The organism is Acetatifactor aquisgranensis, assembly GCF_943193215.1.
GTDB classification, from domain to species: domain Bacteria; phylum Bacillota; class Clostridia; order Lachnospirales; family Lachnospiraceae; genus Acetatifactor; species Acetatifactor aquisgranensis.
Window position 1 is genome coordinate 153,449 of record NZ_CALPDH010000006.1, and the last position, 21,654, is coordinate 175,102.

The window sequence follows — 21,654 nt, forward strand, 5'->3', positions numbered from 1 at the left end:
AAAAGAAAGCAAATCAGACTTTCTTGATATAACGCTGATGAATCAGTCTTGAATTGCGCTATAGAAGTTGTTATAATACATTAAGAAACAAGAAAGAAACGGAACTGCCAAAAAGGAAGGTCACTCATGAAAATTCGTAGCCTCAAACCAGAACACCACGCGACACATTTTCTAATCGGAAGCTTCACTGTGCTTCTGCTGGTCAGTATCGGGGCCTTTGTCTGCCTGGGCCGCTTTATGAGCAAAGAAAGCGAGGAATCCATCCACACAGTGGGGAATCTGTATATGGCCGGCATCAACAACCATATTACCGCGCATTTCCGCACGCTGATCGACCTGAAGCTGGAACAGGCCGAGGGCATAGTGGATACCATCCCGGCGGATATATCCGGCACAGACGAATTGTATGAGGAACTGGTTCACAGGGCTGATGTGAGAAACTTTAATTATGTGGCTCTTTATTCCACGGACGGGACAATCGAGATGCTGGACGGAAGCTTTCTCCGCCTTGCCGATCCGGAGTCTTTCCGGGAATCCCTGGCTCATCATGAGAAAAAGGTGGCCGTGGGCTATGACTCTCTGGGCAACGAAGTAGTCATGTTCGGTCTCAATGCGGAGTATCCCATGAGCAACGGAGAAAAAAGCCTGGCCCTGGTCGTCGCGGTGCCCATAGATTACATCAGCGCCATGCTGGGAACGGATGAGGAGAACGCGTTGATATTCTCCAGCATCATTCGAAAAGACGGCAGCTTTATCATAAGCGACATGGGCTCGGAATACGAGGACTATTTCGAAAGCCTGTACGCGCGTTTTCCGGATGGCGACCCCGAAAAGATAGGCTCCTATATCCAGGAGCTTTCCGAGGCAATGGAAAAAAAGGAAAACTATGCCACGGTACTGGATTTCGACGAGAGCAACCAGCAGATATACTGTACCATGCTCCCCTATTCGGAGTGGCATCTGATTACGATTCTGCCTTTCGGGCCTTTAAATGAAACCGTGGAAGACCTGGACCGGAACCGGACTCTCGCCACGCTGTTGGTCTGCTCTGTCATTTTCGTGGTGTTGCTGATCATTTTCTTTATTTACTACAGGACGACCTGCAGACAGCTGAAAGAGCTGGAAGAGGCGCGGCAGGAAGCTCTGGCCGCCACCAAGGCAAAGAGCTCGTTCCTCTCCAATATGAGCCACGATATCCGTACGCCTATGAATGCAATCGTGGGCATGACGGCCATCGCCACAGCCCATGTCGACGACAAGGAGCAGGTGATGAACTGCCTGAAGAAAATCACCCTGTCCGGCAAGCATCTGCTGGGATTGATCAATGATGTGCTGGACATGTCCAAAATCGAAAGCGGCAAGATGACCCTGACGGCGGAGCTCGTCTCCCTGCAGGAGGTCATCGAGGGAGTCGTAGGCATCGTGCAGACGCAGATAAAGGGAAAGAGCCAGCATTTCAATGTGCACATAGACAAGATTACGGCGGAAGATGTCTACTGCGACAGCGTGCGCCTGAATCAGGTCCTGCTCAATCTCCTGTCCAATGCCATCAAATACACACAGGAGGGCGGGACCATACAGCTGTCCCTGTATCAGGAAGATACGCCTCCCCAGAAAGGCGCCGATTATGTCCGGACCCATATCACCGTTACGGATAACGGTATGGGAATGTCCGAGGAATTCCAGAGCCATGTCTTCGACTCCTATTCCAGAGTGGACACTCTGCGGGTACACAAAACGGAGGGCGCCGGGCTCGGAATGGCGATCACGAAGCACATCATAGATGCTATGGACGGCACCATCACCGTTAAAAGCCAGCTGGGCAAGGGAACGGAATTCCATGTCATCCTGGACCTTGAAAGGGCGACTGCTTCGGAAATCGATATGGTTCTTCCTCCATGGAAAATGCTGGTGGTGGATGACGATGAGACCCTGTGCCGGACGGCAGTGGACGCCCTGGAGTCCATCGGCATCCAGGCCGACTGGACGCTGAGCGGGGAGAAAGCGCTGACCATGGTTGCAAAGCACCATCAGTCGCGGGACGACTATCAGATTGTCATGCTGGACTGGAAGCTCCCTGGTATGGACGGGCTTTACGTAGCCAAGCAGATTCGCCGGATCGTAGGCGAGGAGATGCCGATTATCCTGATTTCCGCCTATGACTGGAGCGACTTTGAGGCAGATGCCAAGGAGGCCGGAATCAATGGCTTTATCGCAAAGCCGCTGTTCAAGTCCACTTTATTCTATGGATTGAAAAAATATATGGACATCGAAGAGAACCCGGACATGCCCGACGACTACGCGGACTTCTCCGGAAAGCATGTACTGGTGGCCGAGGACAATGACCTGAACTGGGAAATCCTCCAGGCGCTGCTGTCAGATATCGGCATGGAGGTGGAATGGGCGGAGAATGGGAAAATCTGTCTGGAGAAATTCCAGGCATCCGCTCCGGGCTATTACGACGTCATCCTGATGGATGTCCGAATGCCCGTGATGAATGGCTACGAAGCCACCAAAGGCATCCGCGCTTCCAGCCATCCGGACGCCGGGACTATCCCCATCATCGCCATGACTGCGGATGCCTTCTCGGAGGACATCAAGCAATGTCTGGACTGCGGCATGAATGCGCATACCGCGAAACCGATTAATTTTGAAGAAGTGATCTCTCTGCTGAAGAAACATATTCTATAAAGCCACCCTACTGTATCTTTGCCAGCGCTTCCTTAGACAGTATCTTCCGGATATTCAGCGCGAACAAAGTGGTGGCTGTGGCAGCCGAGATGGCATCCGAAACCGGCTCCGCGTAATAGACGCCCATCACGCCCAGGAAGCGCGGCAGGATGATGGCCAGCGGAATCAGCAGGATAATCTTCCGCAGCACGGCGATAAAGAGCGAAATCTTCGCCTGCCCCAGCGCCAGAAAGGTGGGCTGTATACCGTTCTGCAGGCCGAAGACAAGCATGCCTGCCATAAATACCGGCATGACCTCCCCCGTCAGCGCCACCAGTTCGGCCTCATTGGTGAAGAATCCCGCGTAGAACCGTGGGAATATCATGCTGGTAGCCGTGGTCAGGAGCCGGAACCCGAAGCACATCCCTATCATCCAGCGGTACAGCTTCCTGACCCTGTCGAAATTCTGTGCTCCGTAATTGTAGCTGACGATGGGCGTCATACCCTGGGTAAATCCGTTGATGGGCGCGGAAAACAACTGCATGATGCTCTGCATGATGGTCAGGGATCCCACGTGCAGATCGCCGCCATAGGCCTGCAGGCCATGGTTCAGCACGATACTGATGAAACTTTCCGTGGCATTCATGATAAAGGGCGAAATCCCCAGCGAAAATACGCTGCCCAGCACTTTTCCCTCCAGCCGCATACAGCTTCTGCGGATTTTCAGGGAGGACTTTTTTCCCATCAGAAAAGACACCACCCAGGCGGCGCTGAGTCCCTGGGAAATCACAGTGGCCACTGCCGCGCCCCTCACCCCCATACGCAGCCCGAAGATGAATATCGGATCCAAAATGATATTCGCCACCGCTCCAATCAGCACGGAGAGCATGGCCGTCCGCGGCTGGCTCTGGCAGATGATGAAAGCGTTCAGCCCCAGGGCCATCTCCACGAAGAGCGTCCCCGCCAGATAGATGGACAGGTAATCCGTGGCATAGCCGATGGTGGCACCGCTGGCGCCGAACATGAAGAGCAGCGGCCTCTGGAACAGGTAGAAGAATGCCATCAGCACAACCGTGCACAGCAGCAGGAAGCTGACGCTGTTTCCCAGAATCTTCTCCGCCCGCTCCCTGTCCCCTTTCCCCAGCCAGATAGCTGCTAACGGCGCCGCCCCATTGCTGATAAAAGCGGAAAAGGCCGAGATGAACACGGTGATGCAGAAAGTGACACCCACCCCTGTCAGCGCGTTGGCTCCTACGCCCTCCATGTGGCCGATGTAGATCCGGTCAATGATGCTGTATAAAATGTTGATGATCTGAGCCAGAATGGCAGGCAGGGTCATGCTTGCCATCAGCCTGCCGATGGACTCCGTCGCCATCCTCTCTTCTCTTGTCTTAGCGGTTTCTGCCATATTCTTCTGTGGACTCCTCTCTGCATTTCCGGTCATTTTCCCATGCCTTGCAATCCTGCGCATAAAAATGGGACGGAAAAATCCGCCCCAATCGTTCCTTACCCTATTGAGGTATCTCTGTTGTCAGATTGACAGCACTAACCTAGTTATAGTATACTCAGACAGCATTGTCAAGAGCGATTTCAGCTTTCTGCTCTTTGGCCCGGCCGTCAGTCTTCTTCAGATAATAGAACCCATACGCCGGTACCCTGACCTCCTCCGGCCGTACTTCCCCGCCTGTCACAAGGTCCACATACACGCCGTCCGCCTCATGGATCCATGCGGTCTTCTCATATCCGCTGAAGTTGAACAGGCCGATCAGCTTCTCCCCCTCATAGTATCTGCCCATGCACAAAACCGCTTTCTCCCAGGTCTCAATAGTCCAGGTGTCCGCTCCCGATACGAATACTTTCTCCCGTTTCCGGATCTCCTCTAAAGCTTTCAGCCTTCCGAACAGCTTTCCCTCCACTGTATCGGAATCCTCCCTGTTCTTTGCCAGCTCCCAGTTCATGGCGCCCCGGTGGATATACCTGGAATCCGCCGCCTTGTCCGGGTCATCCTTGTAGGTATAATCGTTGACCTGGCCTATTTCGTCCCCGCCGTAGAGCACCGGGATGCCGGACTGCATGAACATGTAGGCATGCAGCATCACATCCTCATCGATGGCCCTCGCCATGGCGTCCTTATCCTGCTCGAATCCTGCTTTCTCGATTCCGCACATGGACGCGGTAGTCCCGCAGAACCTGGCGTCCCCCGTGACGGGATCCGCATTGTACAGCTCTCCTCTGCTGTTGCTTCCTCCCGCATAACCCTGGAAATAATCATTCAGGTATTTCTTGTGGGAGCGCTCCTCAAGGCCCTCCCCTTTCAATGTGCCGTAATCCAGCCCCCATCCGATATCGTCATGGCAGCGCAGATAGTTCAGGAATACATACTCTTTCGGCAGGGAATTCACGATATCCAGCTGCCGCTTCAAAAGCCGCACGTCCCTGGTAGCCACCGTGTGCCAGGTGGTGGCCATGGTGGTCACATTGTAGAGCATATGGCATTCCGGCTTCTCCACCGTGCCGAAATAAGGCACCACTTTCTCCGGCTCCATCACCACTTCCCCCAGCAGCAGGATGCCCGGGCAGACGATTTCGCCAATCATGCGCATCATGCGCACAATCGTGTGCACCTGGGGCAGATTCCGGCAGCTGGTATTCAGCTCTTTCCAGATATAGGGCACCGCGTCGATGCGGATGATATCTATCCCCTGGTTTGCCAGATACAGGAAATTGTACATCATCTCGTTGAACACTCTGGGGTTGCGGTAGTTCAGATCCCACTGGTAGGGATAAAAGGTGGTCATCACATAGTGGCCGCAGTCTGGCAGCCATGTGAAGTTCCCCGGAGCCGTGGTGGGGAATACCTGAGGCACTGTCCTCTCGTACAGGGAAGGAATCTCATCATTGCAGAAGAAGAAATAGCGGCTCATATATTCCCCGTCCCCCTGGCGGGCCTTTTTCGCCCACTCATGATCCTCAGAGGTGTGATTCATGACGAAATCCATGCACACATTGATTCCCTTTTTGTGGCAGGCCGCCGTGAGATTGTCCAGATCCTCCATGGATCCCAGATTCTCCTGCACTTTCCTGAAATCCGACACCGCGTATCCGCCGTCGGATTTGCCTTTCGTGGTATCCAGGAAAGGCATCAGGTGAATGTAATTCACATTGCACTGTTCAATATAGTCCAGCCTGGAGGCCACGCCTTTCATGTTCCCCGCGAAATTGTCAATATAGAACATCATGCCCAGCATGTCGTTGCTCTTGTACCAGTCGGGACGGCTCTCCCTGTCGGAATCCATGGATTTCAGCTTCCTGCCGCGCTCCTGGCAGAATCGCTCCATATTGCCGCACAGCTCGGCGAACATATCCCCGTTATTGTACAGTTCCATGTAAAGCCATCTCAGCTCGTCATGATGTCTTGCAAACCGCCTTTTATAAGCACTTGTTTCTCTCATAGCTTCACCTCTTGCATTTTTATCGAAATCAGCTGCTGCAAAAGGGCCGTTGCATTCCTGTGTCTTTCCATCATGCAACAGCCCTCCGAGCTTTTATTTTACCGCGCCGGAAGTCACGCCTTCCACTATGTAGCGCTGCAGGAACATATACAGGATCAGAATCGGCAGCATTGCCAGCAGCAGGGCCGCCATCACCAGGCCGATATCCGTGGAGTAGGTTCCGTAGAATATCTGGGTGGCAATCGGAATGGTATACAGTTCCTTTCTTCCCAGTACCAGGCCGGGCAGCAGATAGTCATTCCAGAATGCCATGGCGTCAATGATGGCCACTGTGGCAATCGTGGGCTTTAACAGCGGGAACACAATCTGCCAGTAGGTCTGCCAGCGGGTGCAGCCGTCGATGGTGGCCGCCTCCTCCAGCGCTATGGGCACATTGGTGTGAATCGCCCCGTGGAACATGAATGTCGCCATGGAGAGGGAAAATCCCACATGCATGAATATCAAGGTCGCTCTGTGGTTCAGGATTCCGAATACCCCCCCATAGAGGGATACCAACGGAATCATCAGCATCTGGAACGGGATGACCATGGAAGCGATCATCATACCGAACAGCGCGCCGCAGGCTTTCCACTTATTGCGCACAATCACATAGGCCGTCATGGAAGCCAGCAAAATCGTGAAAATGGTGGAGGTCACCGTAATGACCATAGAGTTCCCAAAGGATCTCCAGAAATTCATCTTCTCCATGGCCTCCGGGAAGTTCTTCAGCGTAAAGCCATGGGAGCCTGCCAATGCCAGATGTAGCCTCTGTTGTTCAGTACCCGGGACACTGTTCCCACCGTAAGGCCTGCCTCCTTTGCAACATCCTTTAATGTCGCCATTTTGTCACTTCCCTTCCCATTCGTTTCTCTATCGGTCCATCAGTATGATAATCGGTTGTTATCTGTTTACCAGTATACCATACTTCCCTGTATTCGTAAATCAACATTTTATACGTTCTTCTCACAGGTTTTATGTCACCTTTGCCCATGACAAAAGCACTTCCCTTTATCGGCATAAAGAAAAGTGCTTTATCATAAAAAAATGAACGGAATAGTCAGATTTTTTCATAATAGCAGGCATCTACCGCCATGATGACCGCTCCGCCTACCTCAATAGTCTGTCGGATGCCTCCAACCCATACCGGCGCGTGCTGCATCCCCTGCGCCATGGCGTTATAAGGCACATCCACGTCCACCGAGATTCTCTCTCCGCATACAGCCTTTATGACTTTCACCACTTCCTGCAGCTTTTCGTCCTCTGTACAGATCATGAGCGTGGAATTTCCTTTCTTCAGGAAACCTCCGGTCGAAGAAATTACAGTGGCCTGATATCCCTTGCTGTTCAAGGCGTCTGTCACGCGCTCCACATTGTCTCTCTCCACGATAGCATAAATCAGTTTCATATTCTTCCCTCCTCACACATGAATTTGTCACTGAAGCTGTCCCGCAGCGCCGGACTATATCTCATATTTCCATTTTAACACTTCCGGCCGAAAAAAGAAATCAGAATTTTTGACAGACAGATACTCCTTCCTCCTGTTTCATCGCCATAAATATACCATATATTCCTAAACTTTCCGCACATCCCCTGACATTTCCGTAAATTTGCCAGCATCCGCCCGTTACTGCCGGAGTTTTATGGTATCCACAATCGACAGTTTCCGGAGATTTCTGATCGGCCGCATGATGGCCAGCGCCGCAGACCCGAAACATAATATGACAATCAGCAGCAATGACCCGGCCGGAAGCTGCCAGGCTGTCCCCCATTTATCGGCGATCAGGAACCGGAACATCATCTTATTCAGCGGCAGGCCCAGGACGCATCCGGCGATACATCCCAATATCGCATAGGTGGCCGCTTCCGCGGCAATCATTTTGCAGAGCTGCCCGGCCCCCATGCCGATAGAGCGCATCACGCCGTACTGCCTTGTCCTGGCCGCCACGCTGGCATTCATGCTGTTGAAGATATTGAATACGGTAATCAGTGCAATGATAATCAAGAATCCGTAAATGAACACGGCGCCCGTATAATAGGAGCTCTGAGCTTCCGAATTCGACAGCCTCTTATCGGACAGGAAGCTCTCCGGCGGAAGCAGGTTCCGTATCGCCGATACCGCCGCGTCGCCGCCGCTGCCTGCAAGCTGTATATCGACGGCCCTGTACCCCGCCGTTCCGATGCTCTCAGTAAACAGCCGTTCCGAGCCTATCATATAGCCCAGGCTCCCGGCCTCGCCGGAGACGTTGGCGGAAGAGAGGATTCCCGCGATTCTCACCTGCTTCTCCCCCACAGGCGCATGAAGCGTCACAACATCCCCCACTTTCCAGTCCATGCCGTCCCGATAGGAGACCAGGACGTCCCCGGCCCCGGCCGAAACAGCCTCAATCTCCCCCTCGTTCAATGCCTCCCGGGCCCATTTGAACTGATTTTCTTCATAGCTGACCAGAGTAACCGTGCCGCTCCCGGCATCCGAGGAGACGGATAATCCGCCGTATTCCATTCTTCCAAAGGCACGGTCTACGCCCTCAATCGCTTTGATTTCCTCTATCAGGGAAGCCTCCAGCCCTGCAGGGGCCGTGACGGATACGTCTCCCGCAGACGGGGACAGCGCGGGCATCCCCTGATCCAGGAAGACCACCATCACCTGGAAAGCCAGGAACAGCATGATGCTGATGGCAAAGGAGCAGGTCATCAGGAACAGGTTCTTTTTTCCCGACAGGGCGTGGAACACGCCCATGCCTGTCTCAACACGGAACAGCTTCGTATCTGTGGCGCGCTTATTCTGCACAAGCTGCGAGCTGCCGCTGACCGCCGTCACAGGCGAGACCCTGGAAGCCTTTTTGGCGGGGGAAAGGGCCGCAAGGAGGACAATCAGGAAGCCCGACGCAACTCCCGCAAGAATGCTGGCGATGCTGAACTCAAACAGCGGAACCTCTGAAAACCTCTCTCCGCTGATGGATTTCAGCAGCAGGCAGGCCGCCCATGTCACAATCTGTCCGGCAAGCAGGCCCAGCGGAACGCCCCTGGCGCTCTGCCCCAGCCCCTGGAGGACCACAAAATGCCTTACCTGCTGCCGCGAGGCCCCAAGGCAGCGCAGCAGCCCGTAATCTTTCGTCCGCTCCAGCACATTGGTATGAAAACTTGCGGAGATCATGACCGTTCCCGCAACCAGGACGAGGAAGGCAAGAATCCCGGCGATCAGGTAGAGGGCCTGCATGATATTGCTCTCGCTTTGCCCCATCAGGCCCAGTAAAGCAGTATTCTCTGAAATCTGGCTGTCCGACAGGCCATACTGCTCCCTGATCTCCTTTATGGCTTCCCGGACGCGGGCCTCGTCCTTGAACTGGATGCGGTAGGTGGTGCCCTCTGACGCATTTTCATCCGCAATGGCAAGGAAGCCCTCTTCGCTCAACGCCATTCCGCAGATATCCGCTTTCAGCATGGAACCCATGTCCGCAAGGACGCCGGTGATCCGGTACTGCTTTTGCGCGCCGCCCGGAACCGTCACCGTCACTTCATCGCCAATGGACAGCCCCAGCTGCCTCATGGCGTTTTCATTCAGCAGCGCCTCGTCCGGCAGTGCCGGATATGTGCCGTCAATCATGTCCATTTCGGTCAGCGCGTCCATGGTCTCTTCATTTGCCCCCACGAAACTGACGGCCTTACCCTCCAGCGTCCCCGCGCTGCCCTGGTAGACCCATCCCGACAAGGCCACGTCGATCCTTGCCGACACCAGCTCTGCCGTCTCTTCCCCCACGGCATGGAGGGCGGCGTGGTATTCACCGTTTGTCTTGATAAAATAGTTCTTCTGGGAGCGCACCGCCATGTCCGCCATGCTGAAGATCGCCATCACAAGGCACACGGAGAGCGTGATGCACAGTACGGAGATCCGGTTGTTTTTGCGGTGGATTCTTTCATACCGGGGTATCAGTCCAAGATAGCTTTTCATCTCGCCACCCCCAAATCCTTTAATCTGCCGTCCGTCATGCGCAGCACCCTGTCCGACGCGTCCGCGTGGTTCTCATTGTGGGTGATCATCAGTATTGTCTGCCTGTATTTTGCCGACATGGATTTCAGCAGAGCGATGACCTCCTGGCTGTTCCTGGAATCCAGGTTTCCGGTAGGCTCATCCGCCATGATAATCGCGGGCCGGGCGGCCAGCGCCCTCCCGATTGCCACCCTCTGCTGCTGGCCGCCGGAAAGCTCACTTGGGAGGTGCTTTCTGCGCTCCTTTAAGCCCAGGATCCCCAGAAGCTCCTCCACGTACCTCTGGTCCGGCTTCTGGTAATCCAGCAGCAGAGGGAATGTGATGTTCTGCTCTACATTCAATTCCGGAATCAGGTTAAAGGACTGGAAGATAAACCCGATATTCTGGCGGCGGAATACTGTAAGCTTCTTTTCGGGCATGGAAAAAATGTCCTTTCCGTCAATCAGCACTTTCCCGGAGGTGGGATTGTCCAGGGCTCCCACCACATTTAGAAGCGTGCTCTTCCCGGAGCCTGATTCGCCTACTATCGCGATGAATTCCCCTTTGCTCACGGTAAACGAGACCTTGTCCAGAGCCCGGACTTCCGCTTCTCCCTTTCCGTAAATTTTACACAGATTCTGTACTTCAAGAATGTTCATACCTGCTCCTATCCGCCCGCTCCGGCGGGCATTTTATTCATGCGGGAAGAGCCGCTTCTCTCGCGGCGCTTCCATGTGAGACCCGGAATTTCCCAGACGGCGCGTTTTGGCATCTTGGAGATTCTTCTTACACTATATCCCATGTGTCTTACTTTCACATGAATTTCATCTTACTATGTTGTAAGATTTACTCTTTTGCAGGATGGAAAAAGCTCAGTACAAATCTGCTGCCCAGGCCGACCCTGCTGGTTACGGATATCGTCCCCTGGTGGGCCTCCGCAATCGACTTTGCCAGCGGCAGCCCCAGGCCGATTCCGTGGGTATCCTGGGAATAGCGGCTCCGGTAAAACCGCTTGAAGATATTATGGATATCCTCCGGGTGGATTCCTTTCCCATTGTCCTCCACCACAATATTTGTAAGCAGAGGTGTCCGCTCCCAGCTGACCACCACTTTCCCGCCCCGCCGGGTATGTTCCAGCGCATTCTTCACCAGATTTCCCAGGGCCTCCGACATCCAGAGGGCATCGCAATAAAAATAAGCATCGCTGTCCCCGGACAGCAGGATTTCTTTTGATTCCCGGGCGGCCAGGGTCTCGAAGCGCTCCGTCACATCCCGCAGGAGCATTTCGATATTTTCATCCGCCTTTTCCATTCTGACCGTGCCCGCGTCCAATCTGGCTATTTTCAGCAGCGTGTAGACCACATCCTCCACCCGGCGTATCTCCCGCATGGATTTCCGGCTAAACTCCTGAATCGTCTTCCTGTCCGCGCCCTCCTGGGCCATGATCTCATCATACATCTTAAGCGCGGCCAGGGGCGTCTTAAGCTGGTGGGACACATCCGAGATCATATCCTGCAAAAAGACGCGCGTCTGCTTCTCATGCTCCGCCTGGGCGGAAAGGATGGTGGCAAGCTCATTGACCCTGTGGAACAGGCTGTACCAGTCCCCGGTCTCCTCACTGTCGATGCGCTGGTCCGTATCTCCCTCCAGGAACCGGGTAATCACCATATCCGCCTCTGCGATCACCTTTCCCTGTCTCCGGATATAAATACAGACTGTCAGGAAAACAGACGAAAAAACGATAGAAAGCATACCGCCAAGCATAACGGCGGTACGCTTCCGATAAGAGCGGACAGCGGGAATCAGTCCGGAATCAGTGTCTTCATGGTAACCTGCCCCCTGCAGGGCCTGCTTTCCGGCCTCCAGGTCAGAGTCCGTTTTGTCTTTCGTAAACGCGGATGCCACATTTATGTCCGGGTGGTTCACCAGATATCCCGCTGTTTCATAATCATGCTCCACCATTGCTCTCTGGAACTCTTTCGCCATGTGTGATAAGAGGATGGCTGAACCCGCAGCCCCGGCCAGGCAGATGGCAAGAAGCCAGCACAGCATTTTCCTTGTCTCTTTTCCCATTCTTTTCATACTGTCTGTTATCCCTCCTGAAGAATGTGTTATACAATTGGAATCTCCAGACCACCTGTCATGGGGCTTTAGCTGCCTTTCAGCTCAGATGCCCGATTCCGTCTCGCGCTCCTCCCCTGCCCATTTATATCCGAACCCGATTTCTGTCAGGAGCTTCGCGGGGGCATTGGGATCGTCTTCGATTTTCCTCCGCAGCCTGCGGATATAGACAGAAAGGGTATTGTCATCCACATAGCTGCCGTTCCCATCCCAAAGGCGGTCTAAGATCAGCTCCCGCGGCAGGATTCGATCCGGATTCTGCAGAAACAGGCAGAGCAGCTTGTATTCCACCAATGTCAGAGGCACTTCTGCCTCCCCTTTCCAGCAGATACGCTCCGACATATCTATCCTGATTCCATTGGATGCCAAAATCATGTCGCTTTTCGAAAACTGCGTGGAGCGGCGCAGCAATGCGTTGATTCTCGAAAGGACCTCCCCCAGTCGAAAGGGCTTTGTAATATAGTCGTCCCCGCCCATGTCCAGTCCCTTTACGATGCTGATTTCCTCATCCGAAGCGGTCAGGAAAATCATCGGGACGGCGGAAGTCCTCCGCACTTCCCTACAGATATCAAAGCCCGTCCCGTCCGGCAGCGTCACATCCAGCAGCAAAAGGTCATACCGGCCTGCCTGGAAGAATCGATACGCCTCCTCTACGGTACGGGCATTGTCCACCAGGAAGTCATTCTTCTCCAAAGTATATTTCAGGCCCTCTATCAGGCTTAAATCATCCTCTACATATAATATCTTTTTGTCTTTCATTTCTAACCATCCCCCGGATGCCCCGCAATTTCTATGCGGCAGCCTTTACAGACTCTTTTTCGGTTGCGAAGTTGCAGTGCCAGAGCAGAAGCTTATGCCGCTGCCATAAATAAATAATTTATTATAACCTACCCTAAGCAGCAAAACAACACCGTTTCTGCGAAATGCTTATCTGATGCAGCGAAAGGGTTTTCGTCTTTCTTCATTTAAGTATAAAAATCTGATTTTTAAGAAAATTTTTTACGCAGTGAGATTTCTGTGACATTTTTATGTTATCTTATGAGGAGAAAGGAAGTGAAGCTATGCGGCTCTTAGTAGTTGAGGACGATCGTCTTTTGAACAATACACTTTGCTACAATCTTTCCGCAGTCGGTTATACTGTGGATGCCGCTATGACAAAGACAGCGGCAGTATCTTTCTGCGAGACACAGGACTATGATTTGATTGTTTTGGATGTCAGCCTGCCTGACGGAAACGGGTTTGATTTATGTGAGATGATCAAGGAGCGCCGTCCTGATACTGCGGTAATCTTTCTGACAGCAAACGACATGGAGCGCGATATGCTGAAAGGATTTGAGTTGGGTGCAGATGATTATGTAACAAAGCCGTTCCCTATCAGTGTATTCCGCAAAAAGGTTTCGGCGCTGATGGGCCGCGTCCGGAAGCAGACAGGCGGCGACTGCTATACGGACGGTACGCTGTCCATCAATTTTTCAGAACTGACCGCCACTCTCGCAGGAGATTCAATTATTTTCACGCCAATGGAATATCGCTTGCTTAAGGTGTTGGTGAGAAATCCGCAGATTGTTTTGACAAGACAGGTGCTTCTTGAAAGACTGTGGGATGCAGACGAAAACTTTGTGGATGAGCACGCTTTGACCGTTGCAATCAGCCGTATCCGGGGAAAGATTGAGATAAACGACCTGCAATATATCAAAACTGTCTATGGCATGGGCTATATGTGGATTGGAGGGCTGAAAAAGTGAATGCCAGCAGACTTTCCATCAACCGTGCCTGTGCGCTTTGCGCTACTTTTTTAGGCATAATCTCTATTGCTGCTATCGTTGCAGCGTTTCTCTTAACAAAAAATTTGGCGGTCGTGTGGCTGGGGTTACTGTTCGTTGTGCTGGTGTTTGCCGGTGTTGTCGCTTTTGTGGCCTTTCTCCGCCACAAACTGGTTTTATTCTCGGACAACCTGTGTCGGACAATGGATGATATGCTGAATGGATCGGCTGCACCGCCGCAAAACTATGAGCAAGAAAATCTGTTTTACAAAATCAATCACCGGCTGACGCGCCTGTATGAAGTCCTGCGGGAGAACCAGGAGAGCATAGCAAAAGAACGTGCCAACCTGCAGGAATTGATTTCCGACATATCCCATCAGGTAAAAACGCCCATTGCCAATCTCCAGATGGTGAATGCCACGCTGCTGGAACAGCCTATGCCAGAGGAAAAACGGCAGGAGTTTTTAATGGCATCCAGCGGCCAGCTCGAAAAGCTGGACTTTCTCATGCAGGCTATGATAAAAACCTCTCGTCTGGAAACCGGCATCATTTCACTGGATAGAAAGATGCAGCCTCTTTATGATACTCTGGCGGCAGCGTTGGGCGGCATTCTGCTGAACGCTGAAAGGAAGAATATTCATGTCAACGTAGCTTGTCCGGCAGATATAGTGCTGGCCCACGACAGGAAATGGACAAGTGAAGCCCTGTTCAACATTCTGGACAATGCGGTGAAGTACACCTCGGCAGGCGGAGATATTCAGGTTTCTGTTCAAAGTTGGGAGTTCTATGTAAAAGTAGATATAACTGACAGCGGCAAAGGGATAGCTGAGGGCAGACAGGGAATGATCTTCAAACGCTTTTACCGGGAAGAAGAAGTACACGACATTGAGGGCATCGGCATAGGACTGTACCTTGCCCGCGAGATTGTCACCATGCAGGGGGGCTACATCAAGGTTGCTTCGAAGGTGGGGGATGGCTCAACTTTTTCCGTATTTCTGCCTCATGGATGAATGGAAAAGGGCAACCGATTTTCTCGGCTGCCCTTTGGTCATGGTTCTTTTACTTTATGGAATCTACCACTACAAGAATATCGTCGGATGATACGGGCTGACTCTCTGGCTTCAACTTCGGATTCCACTGTATACTACGGTTTCAGCGGCAAATACTACATCAAATCCAAAAGTTTTTCAAAAAAATTATACCACACCTTTTTGTGTGCGATGTAATAAGTTGCCTGAATGTACCTTTGCCGCTTTGCTGGCGGCGCTGTGTCGTCCCTCGTTGAAAGAGGTGGTCAGACAGCTATCTTCACCAATGAGGTACTTGCCGCTGCCCTGTTCAAGTTTCGTTTTAATAATTAATAAACAGGAAGTATAAGAAATCGCTTTCATTTTTGGAAAAACGGATATATAATAAAGCAACGACAAACTGGGATTTGTAAGGCTGAAAGGAGATTTCTATGAGCGCAGACCTGCCTTTTTTCAAATACCACCCTGATCCATTCTCCACTGGGACTTTTTGCAGGATGGACGAGCCGGTTTTCTGCCCCTGCTGCGGCCAGGAGACCTCTGTCATCTACGCAGGGCCTTTCTATTCTAAGGATGAAGTGAATTACCTGTGCCCCCAGTTTTTCGGGTGATTTCATCTTTTGGGTGAAATCCACCTTGACAAATGCTCTCCTGGGTAAAATTTTTAAGAAAACTTGCGCTTGTGACATTTCTGTGACAATTGGCCGTTATGATAGCGGTATGGTGGACAAATGCTGATTGTGGAGGAATAGAATTATGGAACAAAATCAAAACGGACGGGAAGAAATTGCGCAAATCATAGAGGAACATATTGATTTTATGACGAGAAGGTATCGTGAAACAGGGAGTGTATTCAAGAGCATTGTCGCAAGGATTGGATTTTTTCCGTATATGGAATGCCTCGGGAAAGTGCTGATGGATAAGAATTGGGATAGGCTGAACAACCTTATTTATCAGGAAAATTGTTTCAGAAGTTTGTGCTCTTTGATGTGTGGAGATACTCATTATTGGGCTTTTCTGGATATGTTGGATGCTCTTGCGGTGGGAAATATGAAAACACTGGATTTGCTTGTCCCCCATAAGACAGAACCGGTAACAAATATTTTTCCTGCATACAGACCTGCCACCAATATGCTGATCGGACTTTGGCGCAAGGACAGCAGCGTTTTGGATTATGCCGTTCCGAGGGCAAAAAAATTTGTGTCTGGAAAAAGACCGCAATGGGAACGGGCGGCAGTAGCTTATTTGCTTGCAGTGTACGATAAAAACCCGGAAGAAGCGGGAGTACAATTAGAACTTTTGTGTAAAGGAGTTATGCGGGCAGATTTTGACGCTGATACGGATAAAGTGCTTTTTGTGCCTGCACATGGATTATATCAGCTTGCCGCCTGTTTGTGGGACAAAGAGCTGTTTCAGCAGCTGCCTATGCCAAATCACAAGATTTTTTCCAAAGAATACGCTGTTTGGAGAAATACACATGAGATACAGCCAGAGTTATTTGTAAAATATCCTGAGCCGATGATTAACAGTATTTTGATAAATCCTGAAATAGAAATGTCTTAGGAGCACGGCATTTCTGTGACAATTGGCCGTAATGATAGCAGAATCACAGAGAAATCGAAGTTTTTTATGAAGCAGGGGAAAATAAATCAGAGAGTTTAAAATGGCATGATTATTTCGCTCCAACAAAATACAACAGGAGATGATTTTGTGTTTGGATTTGGAAAAAAGAGGATAAGGCCCCGGAGAAGCGGTTGGCTGATTTCCAAAGAAAAAAGGACTGGGCTGGGGTGTCCAGAACCTATGATGAGCTGACACTATGTCTGGCAAAAGAATTGTGAATCGTATCTCAAACTATCTGAATTTAGGAGGAGAGATAAAATGGTAGAATCGGGGTTTAAGACAAAAGCACAGGAATTGATTAAGTTGATGGTAGATACGATTGCAGACAAAGAATACGAAAAACTTGTATCCAACATTCCACCAAAACTTTCATGGGCCGCTTTTATTGACGCAGAACCGACATCAGAAAATGCCTGCCTGGGATTTGGGAAGTGGTTGGTTGAACAATTGGCTATGTGGGAAGAATATGAAAATAAAGAGTTTGTGGTAGACCATTTCCAAAAATCCTGTATGGAAGATATAGATGATGCGGACGAAGCAAGGCTTGAAACGGATAATAGTGATGTGGTGTGTTACAGACCAATGAGTTTTGGAGAAGAGTTGGATTTTTGGTTTGAAATAGAGTTTTTCACAGAGGATGGGCAAATAAAGGCGGTATTCGATGTAAATATATAAAAGCTCAACGAGTTTTATATATTTCAGAAAGCAGGTGCATTTACATGGTTTATTTTTCTGACGGGCAGATAACGATTCGTAATATGGAGTGCAAAGATGCACAGGCGATTACGGATGCTGAAATGAGATGTACGAATACCAGCAATTCTGATAGCTTCTGTTTCTGCAATGCGATAAGGCATAGCATTTCCTCCTGTGACTTTTACGGAAAATTTAATTGGCAGATAAGCATTTAAGGTAGTTCCTTTGCTTTTTGCAGCAGCAGGCGTTATTCCATGAACACTTTGAAATGCTCTGCTAAAAGATGTTGGAGAGGTATAGCCATATTTGAGGGCAACATCTAACACCTTTTCGTCTGTCCGCTGTAATTTGAAAGCAGCCTGTGACATTCTGCGCCTGCGTATGTACTCTGAAAGAGAAACACCCGCCACATAGGAAAACAAACGCTGAAAGTAATAGGTTGATAACACGCAATACGGGCTGCTTCCTCATAAGATTTTTCATGCGCTCTTTTGTAAACTTTACTGGTATAAAAATTTTTGTTCAATCTATTTTACACTGCCATGCGGTTTTATGGTTTGCTCATGGTTTTGATATGCCTGAGAAGTATATGTTTGTTTTATATCCTTCGTGTGGCCTGCTTTCTATTTCTATTGTTCCGTGGTGCGCTTCAATAATCTGTCGTACTAAAAGAAGTCCTAAGCCATGACGGAGATCTAAGCGGTCATCGGTACTCTCCATGTAATGTGGCTTGTTTTTCAGTTCTTCTAGTTTTTCAACAGAAATACCAATGCCATTATCCTGAACGGTTAAAAGAAGTTTGCTTTCTGTTACCTGCAATGACAAAATAATTGTGCAGCCTTTGGGATTGCTGTGAATGCTGTTTTGAACCAGATTATTGACGGCTCGTGTAATCAGTTTTGTATCGCATTCTATCATGCTGTTTTCAGAGTCAGGAGAAATATTTACCTCTAAAGAATAGAAATCCGGCAGACCGCTATTTAACAGGTCTATAGCAAAGGAACGTAACAGTTTTGAAAGTCGGATATTTTCTTTCTGCAAAGGCTGCATTTCATATTCAAGCTTTGATACAAGGTTCAAATCCTGCACTAAATCTTTTATTTTGATACTTTGCCGGGATATAATGGCGGCTTGTTCTTTAATCCGGTTATCGGCGTCTTTGTCTTTAACAATTCTATCCGCATATCCCATAATCATGGATAACGGAGTACGGATGTCATGGGATACACCGCTGATCCAGTTTGCCCGTGCGGTATTCTGACGGCTGATGATATTGGATGCTTTATTTATACTGACAGCTATTTCTGACAGTTCGCCATTTATAGAAAGGTTTATGCTCTTCCCTTCTGACAGGGTTGCAATCGAGGAAATAATCGGTTCTGTATTTTTGCTGATTTGTGCTTTGGAAAGTGAATAGGCAAGAAACAGAACCAGCAGGTCGATTACAGTGATGCCAAGAAAAAAGAGGGGGATTTTACGAACCGTATCAATAGGATAATAATTGCTGGTAATTTTCATATAACTGTTTTTGGGATAACCAATCACTAATAAGCCATTCACATCACTCCATACAAATACGGGATAATCCTTTAAATATCCTTTGGAAAATATTGCAATATCCTGAATCGAATATTCAGTTGGAATTTCCTCTGGCAGATTAACAGTCCAATTGCAGGAGCCTTCCATATTCAGATACATTGCCCATAAAGAGTTGGTTATTATCATTCTTTCCGCTTCATTCGTTATGCCATTGGAAGATGAAGCCGCTGCCACCTGCTTTAGCATATTCTGCGGAGAGATACTTCCAAAGTTTTTTGATACTGCATTGTAAAATGTAAAAGCAAATGCAGCTATGTTCAATATAACAAGAGCCAGAATAAGCCCAATAAAAGACAGTAAGTGTTTTGAGATATATCTGCTAAATACTTTCATGGTTTCACTTCCTTGCATTTAATTTATAACCAAGTCCTTTAACGGTTATGAGTGATACAGGCTTTGAAGGATCGGTTTCAATTTTTTCCCGTATACGCCGGACATGGGCATTCAGGCTGTTCTCATAGCCAAAGGGGTTATCGCCCCACAAGGCTTGGCATAACGTGTCCACGGTCACGATCCTGCCTTCACTGCGGGCGAGTGTTTCCAGAAAAATATGTTCCTTTGCTGTCAGCGGGATGGTCTTGCCGGCTTTGTGGACCTCGGCCCGGGCAAAGTCGATGGTGCAGCCATCCAGGTTTATAAAGGGCGTATCATCCTTATAGCACCGGCGCAAAACGGCATAGATGCGGAACAGCAGTTCCTGTGGCAGGAATGGCTTTGCAATATAGTCATCCGCCCCAAGCCCCAGCCCGGACAGCCTGTCTACGGACTCGTCCTTTGCGGTCAGAAAGATTACAGGCACGTCTGAAAATGTGCGTATCTGCTGCATAAGGGAAAAACCGTCCCCATCTGGCAGCATGACATCTAAAATGGCAAGGTCGGGCTTCTCATTTTGGGCTGCTGAAATTCCTTCCTTTACGGAAACCGCAGTCACAATATTCCCAAAGCCTTCATCCGACAGGATTGCTGTAACCATTTCCAGCAGCTCCGGCTCGTCATCCACAAGCAGGAGTTTTTTATTTTGTAAAAATGTATTATCCATAATCGTCACCTCCGTGATGTCTTAATTATAGCATATTTTTTTGTTTTAAAAGATGTTTTGCAAAAAAGTAAGGTAAAAATAAGGCTGCGGGAAAGTTAATGTCTGGTTGATGTTGTACCATAGAAACATGGAAAGGAGATGTTTCTATGGAATACATTATTACCACTGAACAGTTGACGAAAAAATATAAAAATTTTGTTTCTGTCAACAATGTTTCGCTTCACATCAGGAAAGGCAGTATTTACGGTTTCCTTGGCCCCAATGGTGCGGGAAAATCAACTACCATGAAAATGCTGCTGGGACTGACAGCCCCGACAAAAGGCAGTTTTGCCATTGACGGCAGGCATTTCCCGGAAGACCGGATTGCCATACTGAAAGGGGTGGGTTCCTTTATTGAATCGCCGTCTTTTTATGCAAACCTTACCGGCCGGGAAAACCTTGATATCATCCGCCGGATTTTGGGGTTGCCAGGGGATTCTGTCGATGACGCACTGGAGCTGGTCGGGCTGGAGGAATTTGGAGGCCGTCTGGCAAAGAAGTATTCGCTGGGCATGAAGCAGCGGCTCGGCCTTGCCGGTGCGCTGTTAGGCAGGCCGCCTGTCCTGATCCTGGATGAACCAACAAACGGCCTTGACCCTTCCGGCATCCATGAAATCAGAAATCTGGTGAAGTCCCTTCCGGGCCTTTATGACTGCACCATAATGATCTCATCCCATATGCTCTCTGAGATTGAATTGATGGCGGATGACATCGGCATCCTCAATCATGGGAATCTTCTGTTTGAAGGAAGCCTGGAGGAGTTGCGGCACAGTGCAGGGCAGGCGGGAAATAGCCATGAGATTAGCGAAGCTAATCTGGAGGATGTGTTCCTGGGAATGGTGGAGCAGGACAACGCTGCCAGAAAGCAGAGGGCAAGACTATGAATGCACTGGCTGTCGAACTTCGGAAAGAAAAACGGACGGGCGTTATCCCGGTGCTGCTGGCTGTCGGTATTCTGGGCGCAGCCTATGCCTTTCTCAATTTCATAGTGCGGAAAGATACACTGCTGGGGCTTCCGCTTCCGCCGATGGACGTCCTGCTGACCCAGCTTTACGGCATGATCATGGTTTTGAATATGTTCGGCATCGTAGTTTCCGCCTGCATGGTTTACAATATGGAGTTTAAGGGAAACGCCGTCAAAAAGATGTATATGCTCCCTATAAGCGTTTCGGGGATGTACCTTTGCAAGTTCCTGATCTTATCGGCCATGTTCTTGGTGGCAGTCGTTTTGCAGAATCTGGCGCTTATGCAGATAGGTATGACAGACCTGCCGCAAGGGGCATTTGAAATGGGGACGCTGGTCAGATTTGCAGGCTACTCATTCCTTACGTCAATGCCTGTCCTGTCATTTATGGTCCTGGTCTCATCCCGTTCCATCAATATGTGGATACCGCTGGGCGTCGGGGTTGCCGGTTTCTTAAGCGGCATGGCATTGGCTAATTCGGGTTCCGGTCTGCTGTTGGCCCATCCATTTGTCATAATGCTGAAACCTGCAGTTGCCATGAGCGCGCAGCCGGACATAACGGTGACAAAAGCCGCTGTTATTGAAACATTGCTTTTCCTCGGTGCAGGGCTGTGGATGGCAAAGAACCTGCGCTATGAATAAGGAGGGAGTGTT

At 50.0% G+C, this 21,654-nt stretch carries 19 protein-coding genes and 1 pseudogene; 8 read left to right on the forward strand and 12 right to left on the reverse strand.

The genetic code is table 11. The features are described 5' to 3' along the window. Nucleotides 1-126 precede the first annotated feature (126 nt). Nucleotides 127-2,691 (forward strand): response regulator, encoded by a 2,565-nt coding sequence (locus NFS35_RS07475; RefSeq protein ID WP_251206500.1) that lies wholly within the window; start codon nucleotides 127-129, stop codon nucleotides 2,689-2,691. Nucleotides 2,692-2,698: 7 nt separating this feature from the next. On the opposite strand, the gene NFS35_RS07480 is transcribed toward NFS35_RS07475, so the two are convergent. The 9 genes and pseudogenes from NFS35_RS07480 to NFS35_RS07520 all read right to left on the reverse strand — a co-directional run bounded on the left by NFS35_RS07480 (nucleotide 2,699) and on the right by NFS35_RS07520 (nucleotide 13,008). Then, nucleotides 2,699-4,078 carry an MATE family efflux transporter gene (locus NFS35_RS07480; protein WP_251206501.1) on the reverse strand — a complete coding sequence of 460 codons (1,380 nt, stop codon included), beginning with the start codon at nucleotides 4,076-4,078 and terminating at the stop codon, nucleotides 2,699-2,701. A 157-nt stretch (nucleotides 4,079-4,235) separates the two neighbouring features. Then, nucleotides 4,236-6,122, reverse strand: coding sequence for an alpha-amylase family protein (locus tag NFS35_RS07485; protein ID WP_251206502.1), 1,887 nt, complete (start codon nucleotides 6,120-6,122; stop codon nucleotides 4,236-4,238). A gap of 93 nt (nucleotides 6,123-6,215) precedes the next feature. Continuing rightward, entirely contained in the window at nucleotides 6,216-6,860 is a 645-nt protein-coding gene (locus NFS35_RS07490) for a carbohydrate ABC transporter permease (RefSeq protein ID WP_251206503.1), read from the reverse strand. A gap of 59 nt (nucleotides 6,861-6,919) precedes the next feature. Next, nucleotides 6,920-7,003 (reverse strand): annotated as a pseudogene (locus NFS35_RS07495) (LacI family DNA-binding transcriptional regulator); the annotation flags it as partial. Between the two features lie 215 nt (nucleotides 7,004-7,218). Continuing rightward, nucleotides 7,219-7,566: a cyclic-di-AMP receptor gene (locus NFS35_RS07500; protein ID WP_251206504.1), complete on the reverse strand. Its 348-nt coding sequence runs from the start codon at nucleotides 7,564-7,566 to the stop codon at nucleotides 7,219-7,221. A 219-nt stretch (nucleotides 7,567-7,785) separates the two neighbouring features. Next, complete coding sequence (locus NFS35_RS07505) at nucleotides 7,786-10,110, reverse strand: ABC transporter permease (protein ID WP_251206505.1); 2,325 nt, start codon at nucleotides 10,108-10,110, stop codon at nucleotides 7,786-7,788. After that, complete coding sequence (locus NFS35_RS07510) at nucleotides 10,107-10,787, reverse strand: ABC transporter ATP-binding protein (protein WP_251206506.1); 681 nt, start codon at nucleotides 10,785-10,787, stop codon at nucleotides 10,107-10,109. Before NFS35_RS07510 ends, NFS35_RS07505 begins: the two co-directional genes overlap by 4 nt. A gap of 187 nt (nucleotides 10,788-10,974) precedes the next feature. After that, a complete protein-coding gene (locus NFS35_RS07515; protein WP_251206507.1) occupies nucleotides 10,975-12,210 on the reverse strand; it encodes a sensor histidine kinase in 1,236 nt (411 codons plus the stop codon). Nucleotides 12,211-12,294: 84 nt separating this feature from the next. Further along, nucleotides 12,295-13,008 (reverse strand): response regulator transcription factor, encoded by a 714-nt coding sequence (locus tag NFS35_RS07520; protein ID WP_251206508.1) that lies wholly within the window; start codon nucleotides 13,006-13,008, stop codon nucleotides 12,295-12,297. A gap of 302 nt (nucleotides 13,009-13,310) precedes the next feature. Between NFS35_RS07520 and NFS35_RS07525 the strand changes: the two genes are divergently transcribed. The 5 genes from NFS35_RS07525 (at nucleotide 13,311) to NFS35_RS07545 (ending at nucleotide 17,338) form a co-directional block, all read left to right on the forward strand. Continuing rightward, a complete protein-coding gene (locus NFS35_RS07525) occupies nucleotides 13,311-13,994 on the forward strand; it encodes a response regulator transcription factor (RefSeq protein WP_251206509.1) in 684 nt (227 codons plus the stop codon). Further along, complete coding sequence (locus NFS35_RS07530; protein ID WP_251206510.1) at nucleotides 13,991-15,022, forward strand: sensor histidine kinase; 1,032 nt, start codon at nucleotides 13,991-13,993, stop codon at nucleotides 15,020-15,022. Before NFS35_RS07525 ends, NFS35_RS07530 begins: the two co-directional genes overlap by 4 nt. A 449-nt stretch (nucleotides 15,023-15,471) precedes the next feature. Beyond that, on the forward strand, nucleotides 15,472-15,651 hold the full coding sequence (locus NFS35_RS07535; protein ID WP_251206511.1) for a CbrC family protein: 180 nt from the start codon (nucleotides 15,472-15,474) through the stop codon (nucleotides 15,649-15,651). A 145-nt stretch (nucleotides 15,652-15,796) separates the two neighbouring features. After that, complete coding sequence (locus tag NFS35_RS07540; protein ID WP_251206512.1) at nucleotides 15,797-16,603, forward strand: hypothetical protein; 807 nt, start codon at nucleotides 15,797-15,799, stop codon at nucleotides 16,601-16,603. A 318-nt stretch (nucleotides 16,604-16,921) separates the two neighbouring features. Then, on the forward strand, nucleotides 16,922-17,338 hold the full coding sequence (locus tag NFS35_RS07545) for a hypothetical protein (protein WP_251206513.1): 417 nt from the start codon (nucleotides 16,922-16,924) through the stop codon (nucleotides 17,336-17,338). Nucleotides 17,339-17,361: 23 nt separating this feature from the next. Here NFS35_RS07545 and NFS35_RS07550 read toward each other — a convergent pair whose 3' ends face one another. From NFS35_RS07550 to NFS35_RS07560, 3 genes are all read right to left on the reverse strand, one after another. Then, nucleotides 17,362-17,808 carry a helix-turn-helix transcriptional regulator gene (locus tag NFS35_RS07550; protein WP_330640095.1) on the reverse strand — a complete coding sequence of 149 codons (447 nt, stop codon included), beginning with the start codon at nucleotides 17,806-17,808 and terminating at the stop codon, nucleotides 17,362-17,364. Nucleotides 17,809-17,920: 112 nt separating this feature from the next. After that, on the reverse strand, nucleotides 17,921-19,291 hold the full coding sequence (locus NFS35_RS07555) for a sensor histidine kinase (protein ID WP_251206514.1): 1,371 nt from the start codon (nucleotides 19,289-19,291) through the stop codon (nucleotides 17,921-17,923). 4 nt (nucleotides 19,292-19,295) lie between these two features. Then, complete coding sequence (locus NFS35_RS07560) at nucleotides 19,296-19,997, reverse strand: response regulator transcription factor (protein WP_251206515.1); 702 nt, start codon at nucleotides 19,995-19,997, stop codon at nucleotides 19,296-19,298. A gap of 146 nt (nucleotides 19,998-20,143) precedes the next feature. Between NFS35_RS07560 and NFS35_RS07565 the strand changes: the two genes are divergently transcribed. Beyond that, a complete protein-coding gene (locus tag NFS35_RS07565; RefSeq protein ID WP_251206516.1) occupies nucleotides 20,144-20,920 on the forward strand; it encodes an ABC transporter ATP-binding protein in 777 nt (258 codons plus the stop codon). Continuing rightward, nucleotides 20,917-21,642, forward strand: coding sequence for an ABC transporter permease (locus tag NFS35_RS07570; protein ID WP_251206517.1), 726 nt, complete (start codon nucleotides 20,917-20,919; stop codon nucleotides 21,640-21,642). The genes NFS35_RS07565 and NFS35_RS07570 overlap by 4 nt, the downstream gene beginning before the upstream one ends. The last annotated feature ends 12 nt before the right edge of the window (nucleotides 21,643-21,654 follow it).

Coding starts and splice junctions, on each gene's coding strand:
- NFS35_RS07520 (WP_251206508.1), bottom strand. CDS start 13,008: ATGAAAGACAAAAAGATATTATATGTAGAGGATGATTTAAGCCTGATA.
- NFS35_RS07545 (WP_251206513.1), top strand. CDS start 16,922: ATGGTAGAATCGGGGTTTAAGACAAAAGCACAGGAATTGATTAAGTTG.
- NFS35_RS07485 (WP_251206502.1), bottom strand. CDS start 6,122: ATGAGAGAAACAAGTGCTTATAAAAGGCGGTTTGCAAGACATCATGAC.
- NFS35_RS07505 (WP_251206505.1), bottom strand. CDS start 10,110: ATGAAAAGCTATCTTGGACTGATACCCCGGTATGAAAGAATCCACCGC.
- NFS35_RS07475 (WP_251206500.1), top strand. CDS start 127: ATGAAAATTCGTAGCCTCAAACCAGAACACCACGCGACACATTTTCTA.
- NFS35_RS07500 (WP_251206504.1), bottom strand. CDS start 7,566: ATGAAACTGATTTATGCTATCGTGGAGAGAGACAATGTGGAGCGCGTG.
- NFS35_RS07525 (WP_251206509.1), top strand. CDS start 13,311: ATGCGGCTCTTAGTAGTTGAGGACGATCGTCTTTTGAACAATACACTT.
- NFS35_RS07510 (WP_251206506.1), bottom strand. CDS start 10,787: ATGAACATTCTTGAAGTACAGAATCTGTGTAAAATTTACGGAAAGGGA.
- NFS35_RS07565 (WP_251206516.1), top strand. CDS start 20,144: ATGGAATACATTATTACCACTGAACAGTTGACGAAAAAATATAAAAAT.
- NFS35_RS07570 (WP_251206517.1), top strand. CDS start 20,917: ATGAATGCACTGGCTGTCGAACTTCGGAAAGAAAAACGGACGGGCGTT.
- NFS35_RS07480 (WP_251206501.1), bottom strand. CDS start 4,078: ATGGCAGAAACCGCTAAGACAAGAGAAGAGAGGATGGCGACGGAGTCC.
- NFS35_RS07540 (WP_251206512.1), top strand. CDS start 15,797: ATGGAACAAAATCAAAACGGACGGGAAGAAATTGCGCAAATCATAGAG.
- NFS35_RS07560 (WP_251206515.1), bottom strand. CDS start 19,997: ATGGATAATACATTTTTACAAAATAAAAAACTCCTGCTTGTGGATGAC.
- NFS35_RS07555 (WP_251206514.1), bottom strand. CDS start 19,291: ATGAAAGTATTTAGCAGATATATCTCAAAACACTTACTGTCTTTTATT.
- NFS35_RS07490 (WP_251206503.1), bottom strand. CDS start 6,860: ATGAATTTCTGGAGATCCTTTGGGAACTCTATGGTCATTACGGTGACC.
- NFS35_RS07515 (WP_251206507.1), bottom strand. CDS start 12,210: ATGAAAAGAATGGGAAAAGAGACAAGGAAAATGCTGTGCTGGCTTCTT.
- NFS35_RS07535 (WP_251206511.1), top strand. CDS start 15,472: ATGAGCGCAGACCTGCCTTTTTTCAAATACCACCCTGATCCATTCTCC.